Below are 25,846 nucleotides of genomic sequence, written 5' to 3'. Positions count from 1 at the left end.
TCTTTTTACAACCTGTAGTTTTACATCTAATGAAATTGGACTCCTTTTTGACAAAGCAAAAACTCCCATCATGGTAGAAGTAGAGGTTTTGTTTTTTCTACTGTCTACTATGATGGGAGCATATCAAATTTTAGCGGCTGAGGCTGTTTTTTTGTGAAAATAAGAGTTTATATGTGTACACGATAAAGAAGTCTTCTATTTCTGTGAGAAAAGGATACTGTCCACTTGCAGATTTAGGAGAATCCATTTCTTTTTGTTTATCTGTCTTGCAAAGGGGGGAACTGATCGATCCAGTTCCACTCATTGTTTTGAACAAATAAGCTGACCGCCTGCTCGAAGGATAATTCCAAGTTTCGAAATCCTAATATAACTTGAGATAATTCCATGCATTGTTCATAGTTTGGATTTAACAATAGCTTGTGGGCAAGCCTGACGAAGTTTTCCGGTTTTTCGGGTGCTTCCTCGACTTCAGCCATCATGGATTTATGACAAGGAAACAAGATGCGATTATGCGCCAAGATGATTCGGCTTCCGAATAAGACCAGATTGCTGATAGCATGTGATAGCAGGTAAGGGTTATTCTTTTTGACAGCTTCTCCTGCAAAATAATAACCGTAAAGCATCACCTGTGCTTGAAAATCTCTAATGTTCTGTGTCCTGTTTTGCTCGGGATATATCGGGATTTCGTTAATCAGTTCATTCAAATTGGGGACTATGGAGTAGACAGCTTGCGAACCTGTAAATGAAGCTCGTGTCGGCTCGCTCCCTTTCTCGGCCGCCAGCTCCAGAAACCGCCGATTGATAATTTTACCGTCAATATAGCCGCCTTCGTAGTTGCAAACTTCATGATTGGTATAAGACAACTTATTCATCTTCTTACGTTCCTCGAAATCATCATCGGTGACAAGTAAATAAACGTCAATATCTGATGTCTCCTTGGCAGTGCCTTTGGCAATAGAGCCCGATGTAATAACGGCTAACAGGTTTGGATCGGATTGCAGCGTTTCAACGAACTTATCCAGTGATTGCTTATGGTGCTGATACATATTCTAACCCCTCTTCCAATTCTTGATGCTCTCATCGCAACCTTAAGCGAAAGAAAGGAATGTATCTATGGTCATTCATGCCAAATTGATAATTCATTCAAAAAAGTGTTTGTAGTAGGGATGAAATTTTGTTTCCTGAATGCTGCTGGCGTCAAACGGAAACGTTTCTGGAATAAAGAATAAAAATGTTTCATGTCGCTAATGCCAACCTCTTGCCCGATCGATTGAATGCTTCGATCAGTATGTTGCAGCAGCCATAAGCTATAGAGTATTCGAATATCTTGCAGCATCTTGTTAAAGGACGTTCCGGTAATTTGTTTAAACAGGCGTTGGAAATGCCGATGGCTCAAAGCTGATTTATGGCTGATATCGCTCACAGATAAAGGTTTATAGAAGTGGGATGTCATATATTGCAGCGTCGTATGGATTGGATTTTGATATTCATTAAGTTCCGAAATATCGTCCGTAGCATGGGTTGATGAGGATAAATCCGATAGAAAGCTGAGCAACGAAGAGCAAAGGTTACGTGCAGCATTTGCGCTTTGCTGTTGCGTCTCCAAGTACATAGATCGAAGTAATGGCTCAACTAAATCCGCCATATTGCGATAAGCCAGCCAGCCTGCACCGTTCCGGACGCTGTTGGTTCCAATAAAGGGATGTTTAAATTCTGGAAGGCCCTGTAAAGATTCGGGTTTATAGATGCAATTCCAAATCTTAAGCGGATGTTGACCTGATAAATCGAAGGGTTGAAACACATGTGCTACTCCTCTAGGTATGATGAACACATCGCCTCGTGAAACTAGAAATTGCTTGTCTTGGATGAAATGAATACCTTCGCCTTCTGCTACATACGCAATCTCCATGAAATCATGCTGATGCTGAATTAAAAATGGTGTTTCTCTGCTAACCGTCACGATGACGGGGGTATGGGATGCGAAAAAGTTGCGTCCTTCGAGAAATGGATATGGATTCATAGCTGCTCCTCCACTTCTTAATGGTTATACAGTTAAATAAAGTCATAGTTGATGCTTTCTCAAAAATGATGCCACGAATCATACTCAGCATGCAAGCCATATTAAGAATCCATTATAGCATCTTAATATCCCGTTATATCTCGCTCATGCAAACTTTCTTAAAATGGGGATAAGTTAATCATCCGCGGAAATAAGGTGGGTTCGCCGTGCTTAAGTTGTTCCGCTTGCTGTACAAACGGGAATGTACCAACGTACATTTTATAATTCTGATTTGCGTATATACTGGTAGATAAAGAGGTGGGGACATGGAAAGGAACAGGGAACATGAGTTAAGCATTTCAAGGGCTCCTGTTTTATTATGGGTGGGGCTTGTTTATTCGGCTACAATTATTTTACAGAACACATTAGATCCGCGTTTGTTGCAGAGTTTGCTATTTACATTGGTTGTCGCGCTTCATGCCATTCTTCACTGGAATACTCATATTCTAGTTAGAAACCAACCGTGGGTTTACTTTCTCATACAGGGACTGTTGATTTTTGTTTCGGCCCTACTCATGCCTGTAGGTTTTCCAGCAGCTTTAATCGGTCTCTTTCCCGTTCTAATTGCACAAAGTATTAGTATTTATTATCGCAAAGTTAAAATAATATATCTTTCTTTAGTGTTTTATGCGATGTTCTGCCTGGCAATCGTAAGTGTAACAGAAGCAGAGCGGTTGGCTCTGTTTATTCCACTGTTCCTATTGATGATGATTGTTCTTATTGCTTATGCTGTGTTATTTTATCAACAAGTCCGTCAACGTGTTCGTACACAGACATTTCTGCGCGATCTGGAAATCGCTCACATGAAGGTAGAAGAACTGACACTTGCGAACGAGAGACAACGCATGGCACGGGATCTGCACGATACCCTTGCACAAGGGGTTGCTGGACTTATTATGCAGCTTGAAGCAATTGGTTCTCATCTCCAGAAGGGAAACTCAGGCAGAGCAGAAGAAATTGTAGGGCAATCCATGAGGCATGCACGTAAAACGCTTGCGGATGCCCGTGAAGTGATCGATGATCTGCGTTCGGAAGCAGGCTCTGATATGAAGTTTGAAGAGGTTATTCAGGAGGAAGTGGAACATTTTACTCATGCAACAGGGATTAGAGTTGCCCTGACTATGCAAATTCGCTTAACTTGGCCTAAGATTGTGGTTGAGCATAGTCATTATATAGTAAGCGAATGCTTGACGAATATCGCCAAGCATGCACGAGCTCAACATGTCTGGGTTACGGTTACTGATAAGCATGAAGTTTTAATAATTGAACTTAGGGATGATGGGATAGGCTTTGATACAGATGAGATTGGAAAAAGTGCTGGCCATTATGGGTTAATTGGAATCCGCGAACGCGTCCGACTGATAGGTGGTAAGGTAGAGATTGTGAGCCGAACAGGAGAAGGCACCTTGATTCAAATCTACAAGCCTGTATCCAAAGGAGAATAATGATGAAATATAAAGTGTTAATTGTAGATGATCACTGGCTTGTAAGGGAAGGACTAAAGCTTATTCTGGAAACCGATGATAGGCTGCAGGCAGTTGGCGAAGCGGAGAATGGAGAGATAGCGCTTAGTCTGATGTCCGAGTTGCAACCGGATATTATTTTGCTTGATTTGAATATGCCAGTCCTTGGCGGTCTTGAGACGATGAAGCGAATGAAGGAACGGGCCATCAAGATTCCGGTCATTATTCTGACGACTTATAATGAGGATAAACTAATGGTCGATAGCCTGGCGTACGGAGCAAATGGATATTTGCTGAAAGATACGAGCCGTGAGCATTTAATTCGTACGATTGACTCTGCGCTTAGAGGCGATACACTTCTTCAGCCTGAAATAATGGAGCGAGTCTTTAGAGCGCGCATAGCTACGGACGCTTCTCCGGCAAGGAAAGATCCCTTGCAACTAACAGATAAGGAAGTGCATATCCTTCGGGCTGTGGCAAAGGGATTTCGCAGCAAGGAGATCGCAGGCGATATCGGCATTTCCGAACGAACGGTCAAGGCTCATTTGACAAATATATATAATAAGCTCGGAGTTGATTCCAGGTCGCAGGCGGTTGCGCTGGCTATTGAGAAAGGTATCCTGCAGCAGTAAATCGTTATGAATGATAGAGGATTAGCAGTGGACACACAAGCAGAGTCTTGTGTGTTTTTTTTCTGCTGATCTGCCCAAAGGTGCATTGTGGTCATACCCAAAAGTACATTGTAGACATACCCTTATGTACGATACGACATGCTGGTCACTTATCTACAATAAAAACAACAGCAGCATGAGCTGAAATACTTTTTTGGATGGTGATAAAGGATGGCTAAATATTTATATCGGCTGGGGCGATGGGCTTATACGGCCAAGATTAAGGTTATTGTTGGTACGCTACTTGTACTTCTATTACTTGGAGTAGGGGCGCTTAGCATGGGAATTTCCTTTACGGGAGAAATGACAATTCCGGGTACGAAATCGGAACAAGCAGGAGAAATTCTGAAAAAAGAATTTTCCGTTGAGGGATCCGTAAGCGGCGGACAAGCATTGCTTATATTTAAGGCGCCCAAAGGGCAGACGCTGGAATCGGAAGACACAGCGAAGCAGATTCAGGACTTGCTGAAGAAAGCGGCTGAAGATAGGGCGGTTGACAAGGTCATCAGCCCTTACAACAATGCATCGCTCAATGTGACAGGTGAAATTGGGTACGCTGCAGTAGTATATAAGGTTCCGGCATCCGAAGTAAGTGAACAATCCAAGGAGCATGTGATGGAGATTATAGAGGCTACTCGTCAGCATGGAATCCAGACGGAGTTGGCCGGCGATGTCGCATTTTCGGAGCTGGAGATTATGAGCGCTATGGAAGCTGTCGGCGTAGTGATTGCTTTTATCATTCTGGCGCTTACACTCACCTCTTTCCTTGCAGCCGGTATGCCTATTCTAACTGCGATTGTGGGTCTTGGTATCGGTGTCATGTGCATACTGATCGGCTCCAATTTTGTAGATATGTCGGCTGTAAGCATTACACTGGCAGTTATGCTTGGGCTTGCCGTTGGCATCGATTACGCTTTATTCATTCTAGCACGCTATCGACAGCAATTGGCTGACGGCTATAGTGTGCAGGAATCCATTGCCATCGCGAATGCGACGGCAGGGAGCTCGGTCGTCTTCGCAGGTTTAACGGTTGTTATAGCCCTTTGCGGGCTTGCCGTGGTGCAAATTCCGTTTCTGACGATGATGGGTCTCGCCGCTGCAGTGTGCGTGTTCGTCTCTATCATTATTGCGATTCTGTTTGTTCCTGCGATGCTTGCTGTTGCGGGGGAGCGAATTGGGCCTGCCCGTAGAAACAAAATTTTTAGAGTATTCAATAAAACTGAAAAAAAGTCGGGCTGGCTGGACAAATGGAGCTCGTTTGTCACTCGCCGTCCGATTGCTATCACCTTTGTAGGAATCGCGGTGCTTCTGTTTATCAGTATTCCTTTTTTCCATATGCAATTGGGGCTGCCTGACAATGGTCTAAAGTCCGAGGAGACGACGGAACGCAGAGGATTTGATCTGCTTAAGGAGGCTTATGGTCCCGGATATCACTCACCATTAATTATTGTTGCGCAAGCCGAGGGGGCTAATGACAAGCAGGCGGCGATAAACGAAACGGCCAAGCGGCTGGGCAAGTTGGATAATGTCGCAAGTGTTACTCCTGCTTATCTGAGTCCTTCTGGTCATGCCGCGATGCTTACTGTTACACCGAAGACGGGACCTCATGATTCGGAGACAGGCGAGCTTGTTCATCAGATTAGGGAGTTGTCGCTGAAAACGCAGAAGGAGAATCAGGTCGAACTGCTGGTAACAGGAGCGGCAGCGGTTAATATTGATATCTCGGAAAAGCTGAGCGATGCTTTGCCGCAATTCGCGCTCGTCATTGTCGTATTGGCGCTTATTCTGTTGACGATGGTATTCCGTTCTGTGCTGGTGCCGATCAAAGCTGTACTCGGCTTCTTGCTCTCACTCGGCGCGACGCTTGGGTTTGTGGTGTTTGTTCTCCAAGACGGTTACTTGAACGGGCTGTTCGGTATCCCGGAGCCTGGACCTGTTCTCAATTTCCTGCCTGTAATTGTAGTTGGCATCCTGTTCGGCTTGGCAATGGATTACGAGGTATTCTTGGTAAGTCGCATGAGAGAGGAATATGCTCGTACCGGTGATGCGAAAAAGGCGGTGACAGCAGGCATACGAGGCAGCGGAGCGGTAGTTACGGCGGCGGGGCTAATCATGATTGCCGTATTTGCTGGCTTCATCTTTGCGGAGGACCCAATTATCAAATCGATGGGATTGGCACTGGCCTTCGGTGTGCTGTTTGACGCCTTTGTGGTCAGACTGGCAGTTGTGCCTGCTGTCATGACGCTGCTTGGCCGTGCAGCATGGTACCTGCCTAAGTGGTTGGATCGAATCCTTCCTAACATCGATGTTGAGGGGGAGGGTATCATGCACCAGGTAAAGCCCGTTGTTGAAAAAGTGAAAGGTGATGAAACCTTGGGTGTGAAGGAGTCGACGGTTAATGTTTGACTTAGTTAAAGATTTGTTACGCCAATATGGTTAATTACTAGCCACTGAATTATCAGTAAAGGAGGAGGTCGCGAAGGCTAGTGCAAAGGTGTTTATTGCGGTAAGCATGGGCGTGGTGCTCGGAATCCCGCTCACTTCCTATGTTGCCAATCAATTTTCACTAGGTACCTCAATTTTATTTTCTGCCCTTGTGAATGTCATAACGTGTATTGGAATAGGAGTAATGCTTCCAGCCATGTCGGAGAAAGGAAAATCCTCTTTTGGTAGATAGCTTGCGATATTACGAAAACCTGCTTTATGGTTAAATTGCGGTGATGCTTGTGATTTTCGGCATTAGTGGTGTGGGCGGGAATTGGTATGCTGGGAAGCTATTAAGCTATCGTCAGTTGAAAACAGTGCTGCTTTATCTTGTCGCTTTAGGAATATGCTATTTACTTCTTTATTGTGTGGAAACACCCCTTATTCTCATAAGTGGGATTATCATTGTGTAGGGAGCTGTTCATACGAATGGACTTATTGTAAATCAAGTTTGGCTGACATCGGAAGCCTCAAAAGCCCCGGAATTTGCTAACAGTTTATATACGGCTTTTTCAAACTTAGGCATCACGATGGGTGTTGCTACAGGAGGTTGGTATATATTGCGTTTAGGAGTAGGAGAAGTTGTTTGGAGCAGTTTACTTTTTGTAGTATTGTCCCTTTTGTGTATCGTCGTAAAAATAATGTATTGCGGCTTATATGCTAAGCCAAATGTGAAATCTGTGGTTACGGATGAAGATTGAAGAAACTCGCTTCTTTAGTCAAACCTAAGTGGATGGCAATGCTCAACTCAGTTTCGAGTTTCTGAAATTACCCATCAACGTGTTTGACAAGCGCTGTTGGAACAGATCCAACTCGGCGCATGTTGTCGATGTCCTGCTGGATTCTGAGGGTTCGTATATCCGAATCCCTCCTAAAAAAGTTGAAGCCCCCTCGCGAAGGGGGCTTTGGGTGTCTCACGATTATAATAAGCGGCCTTCGTTCTGAATTCTATGGGACTGTTGTCGGTACAGCAGCATACGCGAGATATGCTCTGCTTCATTTTAGCTTTGTCCACAACATCTCCTTAAACTGTAATGAGGTGTATTGGAAATCAAGATCGCTGTGGAGGATGCTTTATTTTTAGCTGAAGTTATATTTAAAATTAACTCTAACTCGATTTAGATCGTCAACTTCGATCTAAATCGGGCTTTTTTTGATTTTTAGAAAAAATTGTGCAGGAAAAGAAAATGAAGGGACAAGTTAAAATCGAGCTTTAGTTAGAAAGGATGGACTAACGTGTAATGTATTATAATATCGCAATTCTTTAATTGAGAGACTTATATTTGGAATGCTACATTTCACTACTACTGCATGTAAATTGCTTAGCAGCATCATCTATTTGTTTCTCAAACATGTATCGCCCAGAATCAAGTTTGTCCAAAGCATCAATTTTGTCTATCCCAAATCCTTTTTCGCCCACTGCTTTAAATTCATCGTTTTCCTCTACAAAATACATTGGCGAGTTCCATACATACCCATCCTTTCTTACGAGCCATGCGGAAACCCCGCTTTCATATTCATAAAAGTCCGCAATGTATACCTTAGCATCTACCCACTTCTTATGCTCGGTACCACTCAATAAATCCACACAAAATGTTTTCATGTAAGACTCTGCAGCTGCAATCATTTTATCTTTACGCGCTGATGACCCAAAATCGGGTTTGTGAGGCTGAGGGACTTGTATCTGAAATTCCCCCATGACTTCATAATTATTCTGCGGCCATAAGGATTCATCTTTACTAACCTGTCCATCACAATAGACAATGCCATTTTTCAATTCAATTACGGCCAGCCACTCACCCATACTCGTCTTCGTATACACTTTCTGGTTACCACCGCTGTCCGTATATAAACGAACCTCAACTTCAATCATATGCCCAATGTAAGGATCAAAGTTGGTATCCGCCCATTTCCCTGATACATTCTCAGGGTAGAGCCACAAACGATAGTTCGCATATTGTTCCAACGCGCTTTTTATATTAGAAATCGTAAAGTTGGCTGGAAATTTTGCGTCTGCATTTCCCTTCACTTGTTCCGTCTGTGCTGAACAGGAACAAATGAGCAGGATCAACCCTGCTACTAAGCTGATAATCGGTATCTTTTTGATCATTTTCCTTCACTCCTAAAGTCATATTGTAATGCAGCGTCAAGAGAGAAGAGAACCCAACAAAATATAATTGATTTGATATTCCAGATGGCTTTGGAATTGATTCGTTATAATTATGAGAACTTGATGTAGATAAAGAATACAGGCTATCCAAACCGCATTGCTCCATCGCGGGGAACTTGTTTCTGGTACACGAGCATTAGTTGTACCGCTGCTTGAACCTGTTAAAGGTTCAAAAGTTCCTGATTTACTAACTAGTATACATTAAGTATGGTAAAAAAAGGTGATTCAAGGTTTTATTCGATTGATTAACGAAACGCCAGCTGCCACCAGCTAAGCGATTAGATCACACCACGCGTGATCCGCTATGGGTTACACGCTGCGGACACTCGACTGGTCAGACGGATATAACTTCCTATCCATTTCGTTATTCTCTCGTCAGCCGACATGAAGAATAGCTTTGCTGAAATTACGACTTCTAGCTCCAAGCGGTGTCACGGATAAAACAACGTGTCAAGGTGGATGGGCGTAAGCTAGGTTAATAGGAGGCCTACTCAAGTCGGTTTTTAACTAATCTTGCGAGATTAAGATCCCATTATTTCACCTTTGGATATAGCTATATAACGCGGCATTCACATCATTTAGACTCAACATATTAAAGTGTTAGATTCATAGTTTTCATAGTGATGGTTTATATTAGGAGGAGAAAGCGACCCATGATTCAAAACCCAATTTTAAGAGGATTTCATCCGGATCCGTCCATCGTGCGTGTTGGTGACGATTACTACATTGCAACATCGACGTTCGAATGGTTCCCGGGCATACAGATCCACCATTCACGCGACTTGAAGCATTGGCGATTGTTGACCCATGTCCTGACACGGACCTCGCAATTGAATATGGAAGGCAACCCGGATTCCTGCGGTGTGTGGGCACCTTGCTTGAGTTACGATAATGGGTTTTATTATCTGATATTTACGGATGTTAAAAGCCGCTTGGGGGCTTTTAAGGATACACATAACTACTTGGTGACAGCGGAAAACATCGAAGGGCCATGGTCCGAACCGGTCTTCTTGAACAGTAGCGGCTTCGATCCTTCGCTTTATCACGATGACAACGGCCGCAAGTGGCTCGTCAATATGCTGTGGGATCATCGTGCGGACCGCAATAACTTTGCAGGCATCGTCTTGCAGGAGTTCAGCATGGAGCTAATGAGATTGATAGGGGAACGGAAAACCATATTTCAAGGTACAGACTTGAAAGGCACCGAGGGACCCCACATCTATAAACGAAACGGGTATTTTTATCTGATGACTGCGGAAGGGGGCACTTGGTTCTCGCACGCGGTGACCATGGCGCGCTCGAAAACCATCGAAGGACCGTATGAGGTCCATCCCGCGAACCCGATCCTGACGTCCGCAGGACGGGATGAATTGCCGCTGCAAAAAGCGGGACATGGCTGCCTGGTGGAGACGCAAAACGGCGAATGGGCGATGGTGCATCTGGTGGGTAGGCCGGTCAAGGATGTTAGATGTATCCTTGGCAGAGAGACGGCGATCCAGCGTATGGAATGGACGGCGGACGAGTGGCTGCGGGTTGAGGGAGGAGGCAGTGCGCCTCATTCGGAAATAAGAGAATTCCAATTGCCTGAACACCCATTTCCCCCAGACCCGGAAGTGGATCATTTCGATATCGATGAACTAGGCATCCGTTGGAATACGCTGCGGCTTCCACCGGATTCATCATGGATTTCGCTTGCAGAGAGACCGGGTTTCCTCCGTCTACGGGGAAGGGAATCGTTAAGCTCGACGCATCGACAAAGCTTGATTGCCAGACGTCAGGAAGCGGTTTGTTGCGAGGCGGAGACCGAACTCGAGTTTGAGCCTGAGCATTTCCAGCAGATGGCTGGCTTAATCCTCTATTACGATACGAAGGATTATGTTTATTTGCGTATCAGCCGAGATGAGAAACTGGGGAAATGTTTGGGGCTCGTAAGGTCCCATCAGGGTAACTGGGAGGAGTATCAGGACGCTGAGGTATCTATTGAGGGGGCTGGGCGCTGCAAGCTCAAAGTGGTCATTAATGCGGAGCATGCCTGTTTTCATTATGCGGTCGATGGCGGGGAATGGAGGCAGATCGGCCCGGTCTTGGAAATACTGCATTTGACGGATGAAACGACGGAAGCGTACGGGTTTATTCGATTTACCGGCAACTTTATCGGATTATGTACTCAGGATCTGAGCGGAATGCGTAGGCACGCGGATTTTGATTATTTTCGATATACGGAACTGGGTCAGCAAATTAACCATGATGGCGATTCGGTTAAACACACAAAAGAAAAAACGGAGAATCTCGCTAAGTCCTATTCGGAAGTATCAAAATTAGGTGATCTATTATTGAATGAAGCAACGGTCAGAATTTTAGAGAAGCATATGCCGGGTATCTCGACTAATCCAATGATCGGCATGGCGAAGGGATTCACGTTGAAGCAATTAACCGGAATTCCACAAGCAAACATATCAAGCGAGAAGCTTCATGAGATTGTTTCTGATCTACACAGCATTGAGAAGCAAAATTAATAAAGTAGGACCTAGTTTGTGACACCATTCATGTTAGAAGGAGAGAAACCTTTCCCATTCATGATTATATGTCCGTGTGGAGCTTATCCCCGCGTATGATCGAAGGGCCGCGTCGCCGTATAGAAAAGATTTGTCATTATCTACTTGACAAGGTGCAAGATAAAGGAAAAATGAACTTTATCGATGATTTTGCTTTTCCGTTGCCTATAATCGTCATATGTGAAATGCTCGGCGTGCCGGTTCAAGACCAGGATGAATTTCGATATTGGTCCAATACTGTTATGGAGGGAGCCTACAATCCATCCTATACAGAGGAGGGAGCGAAGGCAGTAGAGGCTTTTATCAATTATTTGCAAGGATTGATTAAGGAGCGACGTCAGAATCCTCAAAATGATTTGATTAGTGATCTAATTAAAGCAGAGGAGCAAGGGGATAAGTTGTCTGAACAAGATATGTATGCACTCATATTTGTATTGATTATTGCCGGCCATGAAACTACGGTTAATCTAATTGGGAACGGAGTGCTTGCTCTGCTTGAGTTTCCAGACCAAAAGGAAAAGTTACTGAAACAGCCAGAGCTTATTCATTCGGCTATAGAGGAGATTTTACGTTATAACGGGCCGGCTGAAGTCAGCAATATTAGTTGGGTGACGGAAGATATAGAATTTCAAGGGAAATCTATTCTTAAAGGAGAAATGGTTCTAATATCGTTTGCTTCTGCTAACCGGGATGCAGAGCATTTCCATGATCCCGATTTGCTAGACATTACAAGACAAGCTAATCAACATCTTGCGTTCGGAAAAGGTATTCATTACTGTCTTGGAGCTCCACTGGCAAGGCTGGAAGGCGAGATTGCCATCAGCACAATACTGCATCGTATGCCTGAGCTTTGATTGAAAATGGATTCATCACAGTTGGAATGGCGCCCAGGAATTATTATCAGGGGAGCAGTAGAAATTCCGGTTTTATTTTAATGAAATTTTTCTTGAATTGAATCAGTTCCGGAGACGGACAACTCAAAAGAATCCAAGAATGTTGAAAAAGAAGGAAAAGGCGACGTTCACTAGGCTTCCTTAACGTCGCCTTTCCCATCCATAAACCGCCGCTGCTATTTTCTGAATACTGTGTATGGACAGAAAAAAAAGCCCCTTACATCATTCTTTGCCCGGTGGCTTCAAATAATCCAGAAATACGTTCTTCAATACATGCAGTTGATCAGTTGTTTCTGTAGTTTCTTTAAATATGACTAAATTGTAGGACATGGATACTTTTTTGGCAAAGCTGCCGAATACGTTGATCATGGTCATTAAGGTATCATCGACGGAAATATCGTTGCGAATGGAACCGTCGTGGCTATCCTGTTCGATAATGGTTTTAAAGAGCTGTTTGTTGCTCTCGAAAATCGAATGATATTCCTCCAGCATATCTACCTGCTCATGAGATAGGGAAGCCCAGCTTTCAAAGGCTTCAATCAGTTGTATGTTCTCGCGGTGCTCCTCCTGATGGAAGGAAATAAAAAGATCAAATAGCGCGCGGAGTTTGTCCATGCAGGTACCGTTCATTTCGGTCACAGAGTGGAAGGCTTCCGACTGGGAAGAGATAATGGCGCTTGCAACCGCAATAATCAGCTTCTCTTTTTTCGGATAATAACGAAAGACAGTGGCGATGCCGAGCGGCACTTCATCCGCAATTTCCTGCATCGTTGTTTTATCGAAGCCCTTGCGGACAAACAACTTTTTTGCTGCTTCCATAATGCTTTCCTCGCGCATTGATTTGATGCTGCTGCGTTCCTGCTCGTATCTGCTCTTTGCGTTCAACATTTCACTTCCCCATCCTGCTTGATTGATTGTGTAGAAATGCTAACAAACTTAATAGCATCTGTCAATTTAGCTGAGTTTTGAAATGAATCTTTTGGAGTTGAATAGAATGGAATAAAATGATATCTTTAATATCTAAGTGATAGTATTACTATCACTTAAATTTTTTTCTATTATCAGGAGGTAATTTTATATGTCTTATAATGAAAAATGGACAATTGGCGAGCTTCTGGCCTATGAACAATCGGCTGCTATTCTGGCCAAGCATTTGCCTGAGTTTGTTAATGAGCCAACATTCAAGATGGCGTCTATGCACACACTGGACCAATTGGCTGCAATCCCGCAGGTCAATTTGCCTAAAGATAGGCTGGGCGCTTTGAAAGCTGATCTGGCTTCAGTGAATATTGTACAAGCTTCTTCCCAATCGGCTTCAGCCGCACCGATGACCGCCCCTGTCGGTTCACTATCTCATGCGGGGAAAGTAATCATCGTTACTGGAGCAGCTGGAGGAATAGGAAGAGCTAGTGCGCTTCTGCTGGCTGCAGTTGGGGCCAAGGTTACGGTTGTCGATTTTAATGAGGAAGCCGGTCAGGAAACGCTTCGCATGATCAAGGAACAGGGAGGAGAAGGGATCTTTGTACAAGCGGATGTATCGAAAAGCGCGGATGTCCAGCGATACATTGAAGCGACGCTTGAAGCTCATGGGAAAATTGACTGCCTCTTCAATAATGCAGGCATCATCCAGAACTTTTCACTGCTTCAGGATATTGACGAAGAGCATTTCGACCGCATCATCAATGTGAATCTTAAAGGTGTTTTTCTTGGCATGAAGTTTGCTTTGAGCGTGATGGAGAAGCAAGGCTATGGCAGTATCATTAACACCGCTTCAACGACAGGCGTACGTGCGGAGCATAGTCTTGCAGCGTATACCGCGAGCAAGCATGGCGTAGTTGGTTTGACAAAGGGAGCTGCGCTTGAATATGTGAAGAAGGGTATCAGAGTGAACGCGATTTGCCCGGGCGGCGTAGCGACTGGTATTACAGCAAGCGTGCCACAGCAGCTTCAGGAAAGCGGCTATTTGCCAGAGGAATTTCCGAACATGAGGATGGGACGGTATGCCGAACCTGAAGAATTAGCGAATGTCGTGGCGTTCCTCGCTTCCGATGCTTCAAGCTATATGACTGGCTCTATTATTCTGGTTGATGGCGGTTTGACGCTGTAGGCTTTCAAAATATTTGACGAGAAATCCCGATAACAGCCCAGCTGTATCGGGATTTTTGCATGACTAGGGTGGTGAAATAAGGTGAAGCTTCTTATAACGGGTCAGAGTAAGAAATCGTTATGCTACCTTAATATCGCGTTATACAAGTGGCTAATTAATTTCTGTACAATAAAGTAGATAGGGATGATTTCAAGCAGAGAGGATTTGACTTATGCAAATTATAAATTTAAAAACGAACCGTATCGTCAATCCGTTAGGTTTTACTTTTGACAAACCACGTTTCTCCTACGTTGTAACAGATACTTCTGCCAAGAAGCAGACAGCTGCACAAATTCAGGTCGCTCTGGATGAAGAATTTTCGGCAGTTATCTTCGACAGCGGTCAATCAACCGATATTGATAGTCTCTCCTATGAATGGAATGCAGAGCTGCTGCCTCGTACTCGCTACTTTTGGCGGGTTACTGTGTGGGCGGATAACGGGGAGACGGCAACAAGCGAGCCGGCCTGGTTCGAAACTGCCAAGCTGGATGAGGCTTGGACGGCCAAGTGGATATCGCCCGAATTGGACAAGCAGATACATCCTGTTCTTTTCCATACATTTAATCTAGTTGGAGATATCTCATCAGCACGCGCATACGTATGCGGATTGGGATTGTACGAAATGGAACTGAATGGCATCAAAGCCGGCGAAGAGTACTTAACCCCTTTGTACAATGCTTATCATAAATGGCTGCAATATCAGACTTATGACGTGACAACACTGCTACAAGGCGGAGAGAACAAGATTGAAGTAAGCCTTGGAAACGGCTGGTACAAGGGACGCTTCGGTTTCGATGGAGGAGCAGAGAATATTTATGGGGACGAATTTGTGCTGCTTGCGGAAATTGTAGTGTCTTTCAAGGACGGGTCCACGCAAGTGATTGGAACCGATCAAAGCTGGTCTGCACGTAAAAGCAAGGTTCTTGAAAGCAACATTTATGATGGTGAGAAGTATGACGCTACATTTGTAGATTCAAGTGTGTATCATGTGAAGGAAACTGATTTGGGCTATGATCGACTTATGGCACGTCTCAGCTTACCAGTGGTGGTAAAGGAACAGATTGAGCCGACTCAGATTCTGACTACTCCAGCGGGTGAAATGGTTATCGATTTGGGTCAGAATATGGTCGGCTGGCTGCAGTTCCGGACGAACGCTCCAGCAGGAACTATGATTCGCCTTCAGTATGGCGAAGTGCTGCAAAACGGGAATTTCTATCGAGATAACCTTCGTACAGCCGAGGCAGAATATGTGTACACTGCAAATGGCGAGGAAGCAATTGTGCGCCCTTACTTTACCTTCTATGGGTTCCGTTACGTAAAAGTGGAAGGATGGTATGGAGAGCTTGACGTGAAGGACTTTACAGGCTGTGTCGTTTATTCGGATATGGAGCAGACAGGCCATTTCGAGACGAACAACCCGCAAGTCAACCGGTTGTTTCTGAATGCGCTTTGGGGACAAAAAGGTAATTTTCTCGACACACCGACGGATTGTCCACAGCGTGACGAGCGGATGGGCTGGACCGGAGATGCTCAGGTGTTCTCGGGTACAGCTTGTTTTAATATGGATTCATACGCATTCTTCAGCAAATTCGGCTATGATTTGTACCAGGAGCAGAAGGACCGGGACGGCATGGTGCCGATGGTGGTACCGGCTGGCATAGTCCCTGGGGGCGGCTCCAGCGCCTGGGGCGATGCCGCTACGATCATACCATGGAATGTTTATTTGCATTCCGGTGATAAAGCGATTCTCGAGCAACAATTCGAAAGCATGCGCAGTTGGGTGGATTATATCCAAAGAACAGATGAGGAATCAGGCGGTAAACGGTTGTGGACAACCGGTTTTCATTTCGGGGATTGGCTTGCGCTTGATGGGTCGAATCCAGACACTCCTATGGGCGGCACGGATACGCATCTGATCGCAAGCGCGTATTACTGCTATTCGACCGAGTTGGTCGCAAAGGCTGCAAGGGTATTGGAGAGTGTGAAGGTTGCCGAACGGTATGAGCAGCTCGCTACGGAAATCCGGGCGGCGATCAAAGACGAGTTTTTTACCACGAATGGACGATTTGCAGTCGATACCCAAACCGGATATGCGGTCGCTTTATTTATGAACCTAGTTCCAGAGGAGTTTCACGCCCGCATAGCTGGCGATTTGCGTATGCGCATGCGCGCGGATAACCATCATCTGCGGACCGGCTTCGTAGGCACCCCCTATTTGAATCGTGTTTTGTCTGCAGAAGGCAGCAATGATATTGCGTATACGCTGCTGCTCAATAATGATTATCCAAGCTGGCTCTACGCTGTCGAGCTTGGCGCTACGACGATATGGGAGCGATGGAATTCTATTCTTCCAGATGGCTCTATTAGCAGCACCGGCATGAATTCACTTAATCACTACGCTTACGGAGCGGTCGTGGAGTGGATGTACCGACACGTAGCCGGACTTAATCCGACGGAAGAAAAGCCTGGCTTCAGACACGCCGTAATCGCACCACAGCCGGATCAGCGACTTCATTGGGCCAAAGCGAGTGTGAATACAGCTGCAGGATTGTACCGAAGCGAGTGGTCCATTGACGAAGTTGGCAAGCTTGCCTTTCATTTCACGATTCCTTTCCATGCAACCGCAACCGTCTTATTGCCTGATGGCGTGGTCTCGAATGTGTTAATCAACGGCATAAAGCTGGAGGAGAGCGGAATAGAGGGGAAACAGGCCGGGGATGAGGTCAGCCTTCTGCTTGCGAGTGGAAGCTATGAAGTGTCATACCTACCAAGCAAGCCCTATAAGAAAACTTTCAGTACTCGAACCAGCATTGACGAGCTTCTGGGCGTTCAGGAAGCCAAAGCAATTCTTGTCGAATTCTTACCTGTGGCCGTCTCCATGACACCTGGTATGGCCGGACCGATGGGTGCGGCTTCAATTAGAGATTTAGCGACCTATCCGGGCTACGAAGCAACCGAAGAGCAATTAAATGACATGGACAAGGCTTTAGGAGAAATAGCGATTAGTTAATGAAACGATGATCATATTAATGAAAGAGCCTGCTATCCAATAGCGTTACGGATAGCAGGCTCCTTTTTTATGTTTTATTTCGGTACTCTTGCGGAGTAGCGCCGTAATGCTTTTTAAATATTTTAATAAAATGCGGAGCTGCAAGGAAACCGATTTGACTGCTGACATCGCCAATTTTCAAATCTGAATGTTTTAAGAGGTAGGCAGCGCGTTCCATGCGAACGGTATAAAGATAATCACCAATGGTCTCGCCGGTTACGGTTTTATATACTTTGGAGAGGTAGACAGGATGCAGGCCGATATAATCCGCCACGGTTTGCAGAGAGATGCCTTCAGCCAAATGCTCATCGATAAAGCTTTGTACCTTAGAGGCAATCCGTTGGTGCGAATCCTCTAACTGTGTAGCCGATTGGTCCCTTAGCCCGATAACGATTTTCTCTGCCCACTCCCAAACCCGCTGTCGCGACAAATGGCTTTTCTTGCGAAGCAGCAGGTTGAACTCTTCTCCTAATTGCTCCTCCAATGAACCGTTTTGCATCGAAAAGGTCATAGCCAGCGATGATGAAACCAGCAACACGATAGCCAGTAACTGGTCGTGTGTAGGTTCGTACTCCGTATTCATGCCAAGTGCCCGGTTAAGAATGCCTAGCGCTTTATCCCATTTTCCTGATTCCAGTAAATTAGGCAGAAGAGGGAGATCATATAAGGGAGGGAGCTTATACTCTTCAGGTTCAATGGCAGCTTCATCTGTCCTCAGGAAGTAACTTTTGTGTCCCCCTGCGTTGCGTTGGATGGAGATTACGCTTTTGTGATAAGTGCCCTGGATATGATCGGGAAATGATTTTGTTCCGCTAATGCAGATTGTGAGCGAGCCCTTTAGAAAACGCTGTACATGATTTTGCAGCTTGACTGCTGACGAATCGATTAAAGTTAAAGCTTCTTGCTCTCTGCTTCTAATCAGAAAGACCAGATAGCCAGCATCCGTTGTGCAATGCCAAAGCTCAAACAAATCCTGAAATACTTCCTGTGCAATATTCGTAACCGCATATTCCAGAAGTGAAAGAGAATCGAAGTCGTATTCTGCAAACTGTTCATCCAGTCTAACGAGCATCATAACAAACGGATCACCCATTTGGAAGGAGAGGTTAAGCAGTGATAGCCTTTCCTGAAGCGCATCCTCGCTAATCGGCTTCTGCTGAATGAGCTCGTTCAGCAATCGATCCTGTAGCAGTGGAAGGTTAGTGTGCATGGCGTGCTTAAGACGCTGATGAGAGCTGAGTTCTATCCATTCCTGTTCAATGGAGGAAACGATTGCTTGCACTGATTTAATTAATTGTCCGATGTCTACCGGTTTGAGCAGATAACTTTCAGTGCCATAGCTGATTGCTCTCTGAGCATATTCAAACTCGTCATGCCCAGAGAGGATGATGCAGCGGATTTTTTTGGACAAGCGGCGGAGCTGATAGATGAGCTCAAGTCCGTCCATTTCTGGCATGCGAATATCGGTAATCATGATATCGATCGTATGATTGGCTGCAATGTGCAGTGCTTCTTCTGCCGAATAGGCAGGATAGACTGTTTCAATGCCATAATCGCTCCACGGAATGGTAAAGGCGAGGCTGTCCACGACGGAGTGCTCATCATCTACAATTAATAGCTGGTACATGGAGATTCCTCCTTTTTATCTAAGTAACTTTATGGTTTAGGCCAAAACAACGTGACCGTTAGTCCACCGCTTGCGTTGCAGGCAAATTCAATACCAGATGGCGACTCGAAGTGAATGATCATTCGCTGCTGAATATTCCACAGCGCACAACCCATAGAATCGTCAAGCGGAAGCTTTATGCGAACGGCTAGGGCGCCGATTTCTTCGCGACTCAGTCCCTTGCCGTCATCTTCGATGCTGATTCGGTATTGTGTTTCAGTCTCGAAACCTATCACGCTGACAATGCCTGCACTCCGCTTGTTCTCGATGCCGTGTACAACACTGTTCTCCACGAGCGGTTGAATGAGAAGCTTGGGGATACGGAGCGTTCTCATCGATTCTGGTATGGAAATGTTATATTGCAGCCGCTCTATCCGGAGACTTTGAATACTCATGTAGTTCTCGACAACGGCTATTTCCTTCTCCAATGTAGTGACCGGTTCGTTCAGCCGGGTTGTATATCGAAAATATTCAGCGAGATTTTGTGTCATCGCGGTGACCGCCTCCTCATTGCCGAGCCGTGTCATATTATTGATAAAGAACAGGCAGTTATACAGAAAATGAGGATTAATTTGCGCTTGAAGTTGTTTGACCATGGCCTCCCGCGATACTATTTTTTCTTTGTACACCTTTTCGATCAAATCTTCGATCTGGCTGGCCATGTCATTGAAGCTCCCGTACAGGATATCAAATTCATTTTGACTGGACCGTTTGATTCTATAGGAAAAATCTCCGTGTTTAAGCAAGCGCACCCCCTTCAGCAATGTGACGATGGGCAATTGCACCTTGCGATAAAGAAACAAAATCGTCAGAATGCTGGCCAGCAGCAGGATGATACAGGCGAGATAGAACGTATTTTGCGTTTTGATAATGGGCTGCAGCGCCTCATCAAGCGGTACATAGTCAATCATATACCAGCCAAGCGTCTCGGAACGCAAGTAATTGACCATATAGGAGATATTGCCAATGGACAAGGTTTCTGTGCCTTCAGACTGATGCAGTCTCGGGGCAAGAAGATGAAGCAGCTTTTGTACTTTCGGTTCATCAGAATGATCATTTAGGAGAATCGGGCTACCTTCCTTGAAGAAAAAAGCATCATTACTGTCAATAATCGCCCGGTTAAGCATATCCGTTATATTCGTTTGAGGGAATGCCACCTGGATGGTAAATCCATCATGATAACGGTATAAGGCGAAGGTTTGAAGCGAGGAATCCATCACCCAATCATTGCTGTTTTCGCCAAGGATCGGTGCTGCCCAGGTAGGGGACGTGCCGATCCACGTGTTCAGGACAGTAGAATAGATGGCTACCCGATTATTCCAGCCCTCTGAGAAGCTTTGAAGATTCATCTTTTCCGTCAAGTCTTTAATCAGAACGATCTGCTCAAAGCTATCCAGCAAATCAACGGAAGGCAGAAGAGCGACCTTGGAATCAGTCTCCAGCGCGGCTGCCAGCATGGACAGCTGCTCTACATTATAATCCAGACTGCTCACAGCAAATCGGATGCGATTCAGATTGTTGGCTTGTATATCTTCACGAACCGTATTCAAGCTGGATTGAATGCTGTAGCTGTACATGAGCATGACGATAATAGTGGTTGAGAGAATTAACAGTGATATTTTAATGAATGTCGGGTATTGCCTAAGCAATGGCGGATAGGGTTTGAACATGGCACCGATTCCTTTTTGATGTTTCTGTAGCTTACCCTTATTGTAGGCATAAGCGTGGCTGTTTACAACGCTCCGTCGCCTCTTCAGACCGGAATCTTAAGAATGAATAACGAATGTTTGTAAAACGATATCCTCAAGTCTAGACAAGTTAAGAAAACGGTATCAACCCTTTGCATTGCATTATATCCAGGAAATGATTCTGCCCTTACACTAAAGCCATCGATAAAATTTTATTGTGTAGGAGGATTTTCATGGAAATGGCAGCTAAGAAACACAGGGGAAAAATAGTACGAAGGAAGGACAGCTGGCAGCTTTATCTGATGCTTATACCCGCTGTCCTGCTTGTCCTAATCTTTGTTTATATGCCGATGGGTGGATTGGTCATGGCTTTTCAAGACTATAAGCCATATCATGGCATTCTGAATTCAGATTGGGTGGGCTTGGATCAGTTCAAATTTTTATTTGAGTATCCTGACAGTGTTCAGGTGATCTGGAATACGCTGCGAATTGCGGTACTAAAGATGTTTTTTGGTTTTGTATCTACTCTGGGCTTTGCTCTGCTTATTAATGAGGTCCGGCGCAAGGCGCTGAGAAGCACCGTTCAAACGTTCGTGTTCCTGCCTCACTTTCTTTCATGGGTCGTGCTTGGCGGTATTTTCGTGGAGTTGCTTAACCCGGACACTGGTCTGGTCAATCAGGTGCTGCAGGGGATGGGCATTAAGCCAATCTTTTTTCTAGGAGATAACAACTGGTTCCTCTTTACGGTCGTCTCGAGCGAGGTATGGAAGGAATTTGGATACGGTTCGATCATCTTTCTGGCAGCAATGGCTGGCATTAATCCAGCACTTTATGAAGCGGCACAGCTGGACGGGGCCGGAAAATGGAAGCAGGTGCTGCATATTACGCTGCCTTCGATGATTCCCACGATGGCCGTCGTGCTTACGCTTTCGTTAAGCCAGGTGCTGAATGCAGGCTTTGATCAAATTTTCAATTTGTATAATCCTCTCGTCTATGAGAAAGGCGATATTATTGATACATTCGTTTACCGAGTTGGTTTAATTGACGGTAATTATAGCTTCTCTACAGCCGTAGGCTTATTCAAATCCATCGTCAGCCTAATCCTTATTATGGGAGCATATAGGGTAGCCTACAAGGTAGCAGATTACAAAATTTTCTAAGGGGGATTCTCATGCAAGTTACTTCAAAGCCTCAACGCTGGTTCCAGAGCTTCAACAATGTTCTGATGGTTTTGCTGGCGCTCATCTGTATTGTTCCATTGCTTCATGTCATTGCGATATCATTAAGCTCAAGCACGGCAGTTATGGCAAACAAGGTTACCTTTCTTCCGATTGAGTTAAACTTTAATTCCTATTCAAAAGCGCTGGAAAATCCTGTATTTCTGCCTTCCATATGGCTTTCCGTGCAGCGAACGGCTTTGAGTTTGGCTCTTTCTTTAATCATTAATTGTATGGCAGCTTATGTATTGTCCAAGGGGGGAGGAAGGGACGGCATCGCTGGCTACAAGGGCTTTGTCGGACTGTTCATTGTCGCGATGCTTTTTAACGGCGGGCTGATCCCTACGTATCTGCTCGTTACCAAAATCGGATTGTATAATTCAATCTGGGCACTTATCCTTCCTGGAGTCGTTAATGTTTTTTATCTGATCCTGATTATGAATTTTTTCAAAGCGCTGCCTAAAGAAATCGAAGAGTCAGCCTTTATAGATGGGGCCAATCACTGGCAGGTGTTCTTTAGAATGTTTCTGCCGCTGTCGCTGCCTGTTCTGGCTACCGTTGGTCTGTTCATGGTCGTAAATGATTGGAATGAATGGTTTATGGGATCGATTTATATGAGAGGGGACAACGTTCCGCTTAGTACACTGTTGAAATCGCTGATTGCGGTTCCCATTGTCGATGCCGGCAATGTGAATGAAATCGCCAAGATCAATAACCGTTCCATTCGGGCTGCCCAGGTGTTGATTGGGGCACTGCCGATCTTATTTATTTATCCTGTTCTGCAAAAGTTTTTCACAGCGGGCATCGTTATTGGAGCAGTTAAAGAATAAAGGGCAAGTTAAGATACCGCTATCGCATCTTTCATTATCGTTATATTCACGACTTGAAAGCGCTATTACAATAAAAAGGCAAGCAGCTATTTATAAATTGGGGGTATACAAAATGCGAAATAAGAAAAAAATCATTTTCACCAGTCTCGTTTTGGCTCTTAGCTTCAGCTCTGTAATCGCATGCAGCAACGGCAATGAGCCGGGAAATACGAAACAGCCAGAAAAGTCGGCAGAGCTGAAAATCGTTGATGGCAAAATCGAACCTGCCGTAACGATCACGATGGTGAGAGGTGAGGACCCGACTGTCAAATTCAAAAATGGCGAAAACTACATGGATAATGTTCATACCCGTTGGGCGAAGGAGACACTGGGCGTGGAGTTGAAGACCTTATGGACCTCGGCTTCCGGAGACGGTTCCTACGATACCAAGCTGAAGCTGATGCTTTCCTCCGGGGACAAAATGCCAGACCTGTTCGTTGCCAATCAGGCGAATACAATTAATACGTTTATCGATTCAGGCAAGTTGCTGGATGTAACGGAAGCGTTCGACAAGTATGCTTCGGATACGTGGAAGGCTGCTGTTAATGACGATCCCACAGCATGGTATCCGTTTATGAAGGATGGAAAGAAATTTGCAATTCCTGTGCTTAGGCCGACCATGGGAACCCAATCGACTCTCTGGATTCGTCAGGATTGGTTGGATAAGCTCAATATGAAGGCACCGAATACATTGGAGGAGATGGAGGCACTGATGGATGCCTTCGTTAACCAAGACCCAGACGGTAACGGAAAGAAAGATACGGTAGGGTTGGAGATAGCGATGAAAGATCAAATGCTGGGGGCTCCGATGGGAGACTCCTCATGGATTTTTGGCCTATTTGGTGCCATACCGGAGAGATGGTATCCAAGCGCTGACGGCAATCTACAATATGGCTCCATTCAGCCAGGGGTCAAGACGGCTCTCGGGAAATTAAACGAGTGGAAGAACAAGGGTTTTATCGCGAGCGATATAGCGCTCCATGATTTCAATAAGGTGGCCGAGAACGTAACGGCAGGAAAAGTGGGTATGCTGGGTGGCGAGAGCTGGATGATGGTGTACCCGGGCTCCATGCTGCTGGCTTCCAATCCTACGGCGATTTATAATTCATACCCGCTGCCTAAAGGAGTCAACAGTGAAAATATGCGTACGGTAGGGAATCCGTATTCCAGCGCGATACTAATCAGCAAGGATATCTCTGAAGAAGCTTTGCAAGCGTTCTTCCATTATCAGAACGCTCTGTATGATTCGTACATTTCAGATGATCCCTTCATTTTCAAAGGGTTTCAGGATGGCTACGATTATATCATTCAGGATGGGAAAGCGAACATGGACGAAAAGCAGATTCCAGGTGGAAAAACCCCAACGATGAAATACACGATTGCAGGCGCAGATGCTGTTTATCCTTCCAAAAGGCTAGAGGCCAACCTTAAAATGGCAAAAGGCGAAGCTTTGACGAACGCAGATCTTGCCGCGCTCGCTCCGACAGGCATTTTAGGCATTGACGATACCAATCCACTTGAACATTTCACAACCAAAGCGATTCTGGTTGGGACCGAGCAGACCGATACCGACGTACCGGAATACTTCCAAGGACCGTCTACGAAGACAATGCTATCAAGAAAAGAACTACTTACTAAAATGCAAATGGATACGTATATCGAGATTATTTATGGCAAAAAGCCAGTTGAGGAATTTGATACGTTCGTTCAGAAATGGAAATCGTCTGGCGGGGATGACATCACCAAGGAAGTTAATGAGTGGTACGCTACCGTTAAGAAATAGCAATGCGACAGGAAGGCTCTGGGTTCAAACCATAGCCTTTCTGTCATTTAATGGGACCGTTCAGCGAAAGATACAAATCTTATAACGAATGGAAGGATTCTATGAGACTAATAACTCGCTCTTTAACAAATGAAAATGTTACTTTGACCGCTTATCTGCTCGACCAGTCGAACGAAATGCGGAATACCCACAATCGGCCCGCGATTCTGATTTTTCCAGGCGGCGCTTACCGTGGATGTTCAGATCGAGAGGCTGAGCCGGTGGCAATGGCATTTTTGGCTGAGGGATACCAAGCGTTTGTACTGAGGTACTCATTGAATCACAATGCCTGTTTCCCAAAGCCTTTGAATGATGCGGAAGAAGCGCTTGAGCTTATTCGCGACAATAGCCAGCAATGGGGTGTTGACCCAACTAAGGTGGCAGTATGCGGCTTCTCGGCAGGCGGGCATTTGGCTTCGGCATTAGGCACGATGGGACGCATTCGTCCGGATGCCATGATATTGGGATATCCTCAAATCCTGGCGACAACGAGCAGCATATTTCCCTCGCCATTGCCGGGTATAGACACGGCCGTAGACGCGGCAACGCCGACGGCTTTTATATTTCATACCTTCGAGGATACGCTGGTACCGGTAAACAATGCTTTGGCTTTGGCTTCCGCTTTGGAGCAGTTCAAGGTACCATTCGACTTGCATATATTTCGGAACGGTGTACATGGCCTATCACTTGCAGCTCCGGTTACATCAGGAGGGTTGCGTTCAATGGTGGATGGCGACGCGGCAAAATGGTTTGATCTGTGTATCTCATGGCTAAAAAAGGTGTTCGGTGAATTTGCATCAGATCAGGATATTCTGTTGGATGAAAATATCAGCGAATATGATATAGATGTTCAACTGGGCGTTCTATTAAAAAATCCAGCTTGCAAAACATTAATCTATCAGGCACTTCCGATGCTGGAAAATAGCCCGCAATTGCAGGATGCTTTACAGGTCTCTATTCGACAAATCAACGAATGGGGCGGGGAAATTGCTTCGCAAGAGGTAATGGAACAATTGAATTTTGATCTCAAGGCAATTCCGCTAGATTAGCATTGTAATGCGATTTTTAATTTTTGAATAAACAGAAGTAAAGAC

General features: G+C 45.2%; 16 protein-coding genes and 1 pseudogene. 11 read left to right on the top strand and 6 right to left on the bottom strand.

Annotated elements, in window-relative coordinates:
- Positions 1-257 precede the first annotated feature (257 nt).
- Both E0496_RS14050 and E0496_RS14045 read right to left on the bottom strand, forming a co-directional pair.
- The gene (locus tag E0496_RS14050; RefSeq protein WP_141502405.1) at positions 258-1,046 is read right to left on the bottom strand and encodes a nucleotidyltransferase domain-containing protein; all 789 of its coding nucleotides are present in this window, start codon (positions 1,044-1,046) and stop codon (positions 258-260) included.
- Positions 1,047-1,117: 71 nt separating this feature from the next.
- The gene (locus E0496_RS14045; protein ID WP_141502403.1) at positions 1,118-2,020 is read right to left on the bottom strand and encodes an AraC family transcriptional regulator; all 903 of its coding nucleotides are present in this window, start codon (positions 2,018-2,020) and stop codon (positions 1,118-1,120) included.
- A 305-nt stretch (positions 2,021-2,325) separates the two neighbouring features.
- On the opposite strand from E0496_RS14045, the gene E0496_RS14040 reads away from it, so the two are divergent.
- The 3 genes from E0496_RS14040 (at position 2,326) to E0496_RS14030 (ending at position 6,599) form a co-directional block, all read left to right on the top strand.
- Positions 2,326-3,504: a sensor histidine kinase gene (locus E0496_RS14040; RefSeq protein WP_141502402.1), complete on the top strand. Its 1,179-nt coding sequence runs from the start codon at positions 2,326-2,328 to the stop codon at positions 3,502-3,504.
- 2 nt (positions 3,505-3,506) lie between these two features.
- On the top strand, positions 3,507-4,154 hold the full coding sequence (locus E0496_RS14035; RefSeq protein WP_141502419.1) for a response regulator: 648 nt from the start codon (positions 3,507-3,509) through the stop codon (positions 4,152-4,154).
- 210 nt (positions 4,155-4,364) lie between these two features.
- The gene (locus E0496_RS14030; protein ID WP_141502400.1) at positions 4,365-6,599 is read left to right on the top strand and encodes an MMPL family transporter; all 2,235 of its coding nucleotides are present in this window, start codon (positions 4,365-4,367) and stop codon (positions 6,597-6,599) included.
- Between the two features lie 1,369 nt (positions 6,600-7,968).
- On the opposite strand, the gene E0496_RS14025 is transcribed toward E0496_RS14030, so the two are convergent.
- Positions 7,969-8,787, bottom strand: coding sequence for a hypothetical protein (locus E0496_RS14025; protein ID WP_141502398.1), 819 nt, complete (start codon positions 8,785-8,787; stop codon positions 7,969-7,971).
- 713 nt (positions 8,788-9,500) lie between these two features.
- On the opposite strand from E0496_RS14025, the pseudogene E0496_RS14020 reads away from it, so the two are divergent.
- Positions 9,501-11,075 (top strand): annotated as a pseudogene (locus E0496_RS14020) (glycoside hydrolase family 43 protein); the annotation flags it as partial.
- 440 nt (positions 11,076-11,515) lie between these two features.
- The gene (locus E0496_RS14015) at positions 11,516-12,256 is read left to right on the top strand and encodes a cytochrome P450 family protein (protein ID WP_206669773.1); all 741 of its coding nucleotides are present in this window, start codon (positions 11,516-11,518) and stop codon (positions 12,254-12,256) included.
- A gap of 261 nt (positions 12,257-12,517) precedes the next feature.
- Here E0496_RS14015 and E0496_RS14010 read toward each other — a convergent pair whose 3' ends face one another.
- Positions 12,518-13,183 (bottom strand): TetR/AcrR family transcriptional regulator, encoded by a 666-nt coding sequence (locus E0496_RS14010; RefSeq protein WP_141502393.1) that lies wholly within the window; start codon positions 13,181-13,183, stop codon positions 12,518-12,520.
- 439 nt (positions 13,184-13,622) lie between these two features.
- On the opposite strand from E0496_RS14010, the gene E0496_RS14005 reads away from it, so the two are divergent.
- Positions 13,623-14,402 (top strand): SDR family NAD(P)-dependent oxidoreductase, encoded by a 780-nt coding sequence (locus E0496_RS14005; RefSeq protein ID WP_141502417.1) that lies wholly within the window; start codon positions 13,623-13,625, stop codon positions 14,400-14,402.
- Positions 14,403-14,613: 211 nt separating this feature from the next.
- The gene (locus E0496_RS14000) at positions 14,614-17,451 is read left to right on the top strand and encodes an alpha-L-rhamnosidase (protein WP_141502391.1); all 2,838 of its coding nucleotides are present in this window, start codon (positions 14,614-14,616) and stop codon (positions 17,449-17,451) included.
- Between the two features lie 67 nt (positions 17,452-17,518).
- On the opposite strand, the gene E0496_RS13995 is transcribed toward E0496_RS14000, so the two are convergent.
- Together E0496_RS13995 and E0496_RS13990 are read right to left on the bottom strand one after the other, a co-directional pair.
- The gene (locus E0496_RS13995; RefSeq protein ID WP_141502389.1) at positions 17,519-19,117 is read right to left on the bottom strand and encodes a response regulator; all 1,599 of its coding nucleotides are present in this window, start codon (positions 19,115-19,117) and stop codon (positions 17,519-17,521) included.
- A gap of 29 nt (positions 19,118-19,146) precedes the next feature.
- The gene (locus tag E0496_RS13990) at positions 19,147-20,826 is read right to left on the bottom strand and encodes a sensor histidine kinase (RefSeq protein WP_141502387.1); all 1,680 of its coding nucleotides are present in this window, start codon (positions 20,824-20,826) and stop codon (positions 19,147-19,149) included.
- A 251-nt stretch (positions 20,827-21,077) separates the two neighbouring features.
- Between E0496_RS13990 and E0496_RS13985 the strand changes: the two genes are divergently transcribed.
- From E0496_RS13985 to E0496_RS13970, 4 genes are all read left to right on the top strand, one after another.
- On the top strand, positions 21,078-22,004 hold the full coding sequence (locus E0496_RS13985; RefSeq protein WP_141502385.1) for an ABC transporter permease: 927 nt from the start codon (positions 21,078-21,080) through the stop codon (positions 22,002-22,004).
- An 11-nt stretch (positions 22,005-22,015) separates the two neighbouring features.
- On the top strand, positions 22,016-22,891 hold the full coding sequence (locus E0496_RS13980; RefSeq protein WP_141502383.1) for a carbohydrate ABC transporter permease: 876 nt from the start codon (positions 22,016-22,018) through the stop codon (positions 22,889-22,891).
- Positions 22,892-23,003: 112 nt separating this feature from the next.
- Complete coding sequence (locus E0496_RS13975; protein ID WP_141502381.1) at positions 23,004-24,713, top strand: type 2 periplasmic-binding domain-containing protein; 1,710 nt, start codon at positions 23,004-23,006, stop codon at positions 24,711-24,713.
- A gap of 101 nt (positions 24,714-24,814) precedes the next feature.
- A complete protein-coding gene (locus E0496_RS13970) occupies positions 24,815-25,801 on the top strand; it encodes an alpha/beta hydrolase (RefSeq protein WP_141502380.1) in 987 nt (328 codons plus the stop codon).
- Positions 25,802-25,846 lie beyond the last annotated feature (45 nt).

The organism is Paenibacillus luteus (assembly GCF_006542765.1).
Classification (GTDB): Bacteria; Bacillota; Bacilli; order Paenibacillales; family Paenibacillaceae; genus Pristimantibacillus; species Pristimantibacillus luteus.
Note: the sequence above shows the minus strand (reverse complement) of the source record. Positions and strands in the feature narration are given on the sequence as shown.

What these genes read in the sequence shown, in the direction of transcription:
- E0496_RS14045 (WP_141502403.1), bottom strand. Translation starts at nt 2,020, where the DNA reads ATGAATCCATATCCATTTCTCGAAGGACGCAACTTTTTCGCATCCCAT.
- E0496_RS14035 (WP_141502419.1), top strand. Translation starts at nt 3,507, where the DNA reads ATGAAATATAAAGTGTTAATTGTAGATGATCACTGGCTTGTAAGGGAA.
- E0496_RS13995 (WP_141502389.1), bottom strand. Translation starts at nt 19,117, where the DNA reads ATGTACCAGCTATTAATTGTAGATGATGAGCACTCCGTCGTGGACAGC.
- E0496_RS14030 (WP_141502400.1), top strand. Translation starts at nt 4,365, where the DNA reads ATGGCTAAATATTTATATCGGCTGGGGCGATGGGCTTATACGGCCAAG.
- E0496_RS13990 (WP_141502387.1), bottom strand. Translation starts at nt 20,826, where the DNA reads ATGTTCAAACCCTATCCGCCATTGCTTAGGCAATACCCGACATTCATT.
- E0496_RS14040 (WP_141502402.1), top strand. Translation starts at nt 2,326, where the DNA reads ATGGAAAGGAACAGGGAACATGAGTTAAGCATTTCAAGGGCTCCTGTT.
- E0496_RS13985 (WP_141502385.1), top strand. Translation starts at nt 21,078, where the DNA reads ATGGAAATGGCAGCTAAGAAACACAGGGGAAAAATAGTACGAAGGAAG.
- E0496_RS14025 (WP_141502398.1), bottom strand. Translation starts at nt 8,787, where the DNA reads ATGATCAAAAAGATACCGATTATCAGCTTAGTAGCAGGGTTGATCCTG.
- E0496_RS13970 (WP_141502380.1), top strand. Translation starts at nt 24,815, where the DNA reads ATGAGACTAATAACTCGCTCTTTAACAAATGAAAATGTTACTTTGACC.
- E0496_RS14010 (WP_141502393.1), bottom strand. Translation starts at nt 13,183, where the DNA reads ATGTTGAACGCAAAGAGCAGATACGAGCAGGAACGCAGCAGCATCAAA.
- E0496_RS14000 (WP_141502391.1), top strand. Translation starts at nt 14,614, where the DNA reads ATGCAAATTATAAATTTAAAAACGAACCGTATCGTCAATCCGTTAGGT.
- E0496_RS13980 (WP_141502383.1), top strand. Translation starts at nt 22,016, where the DNA reads ATGCAAGTTACTTCAAAGCCTCAACGCTGGTTCCAGAGCTTCAACAAT.
- E0496_RS14050 (WP_141502405.1), bottom strand. Translation starts at nt 1,046, where the DNA reads ATGTATCAGCACCATAAGCAATCACTGGATAAGTTCGTTGAAACGCTG.
- E0496_RS13975 (WP_141502381.1), top strand. Translation starts at nt 23,004, where the DNA reads ATGCGAAATAAGAAAAAAATCATTTTCACCAGTCTCGTTTTGGCTCTT.
- E0496_RS14005 (WP_141502417.1), top strand. Translation starts at nt 13,623, where the DNA reads ATGACCGCCCCTGTCGGTTCACTATCTCATGCGGGGAAAGTAATCATC.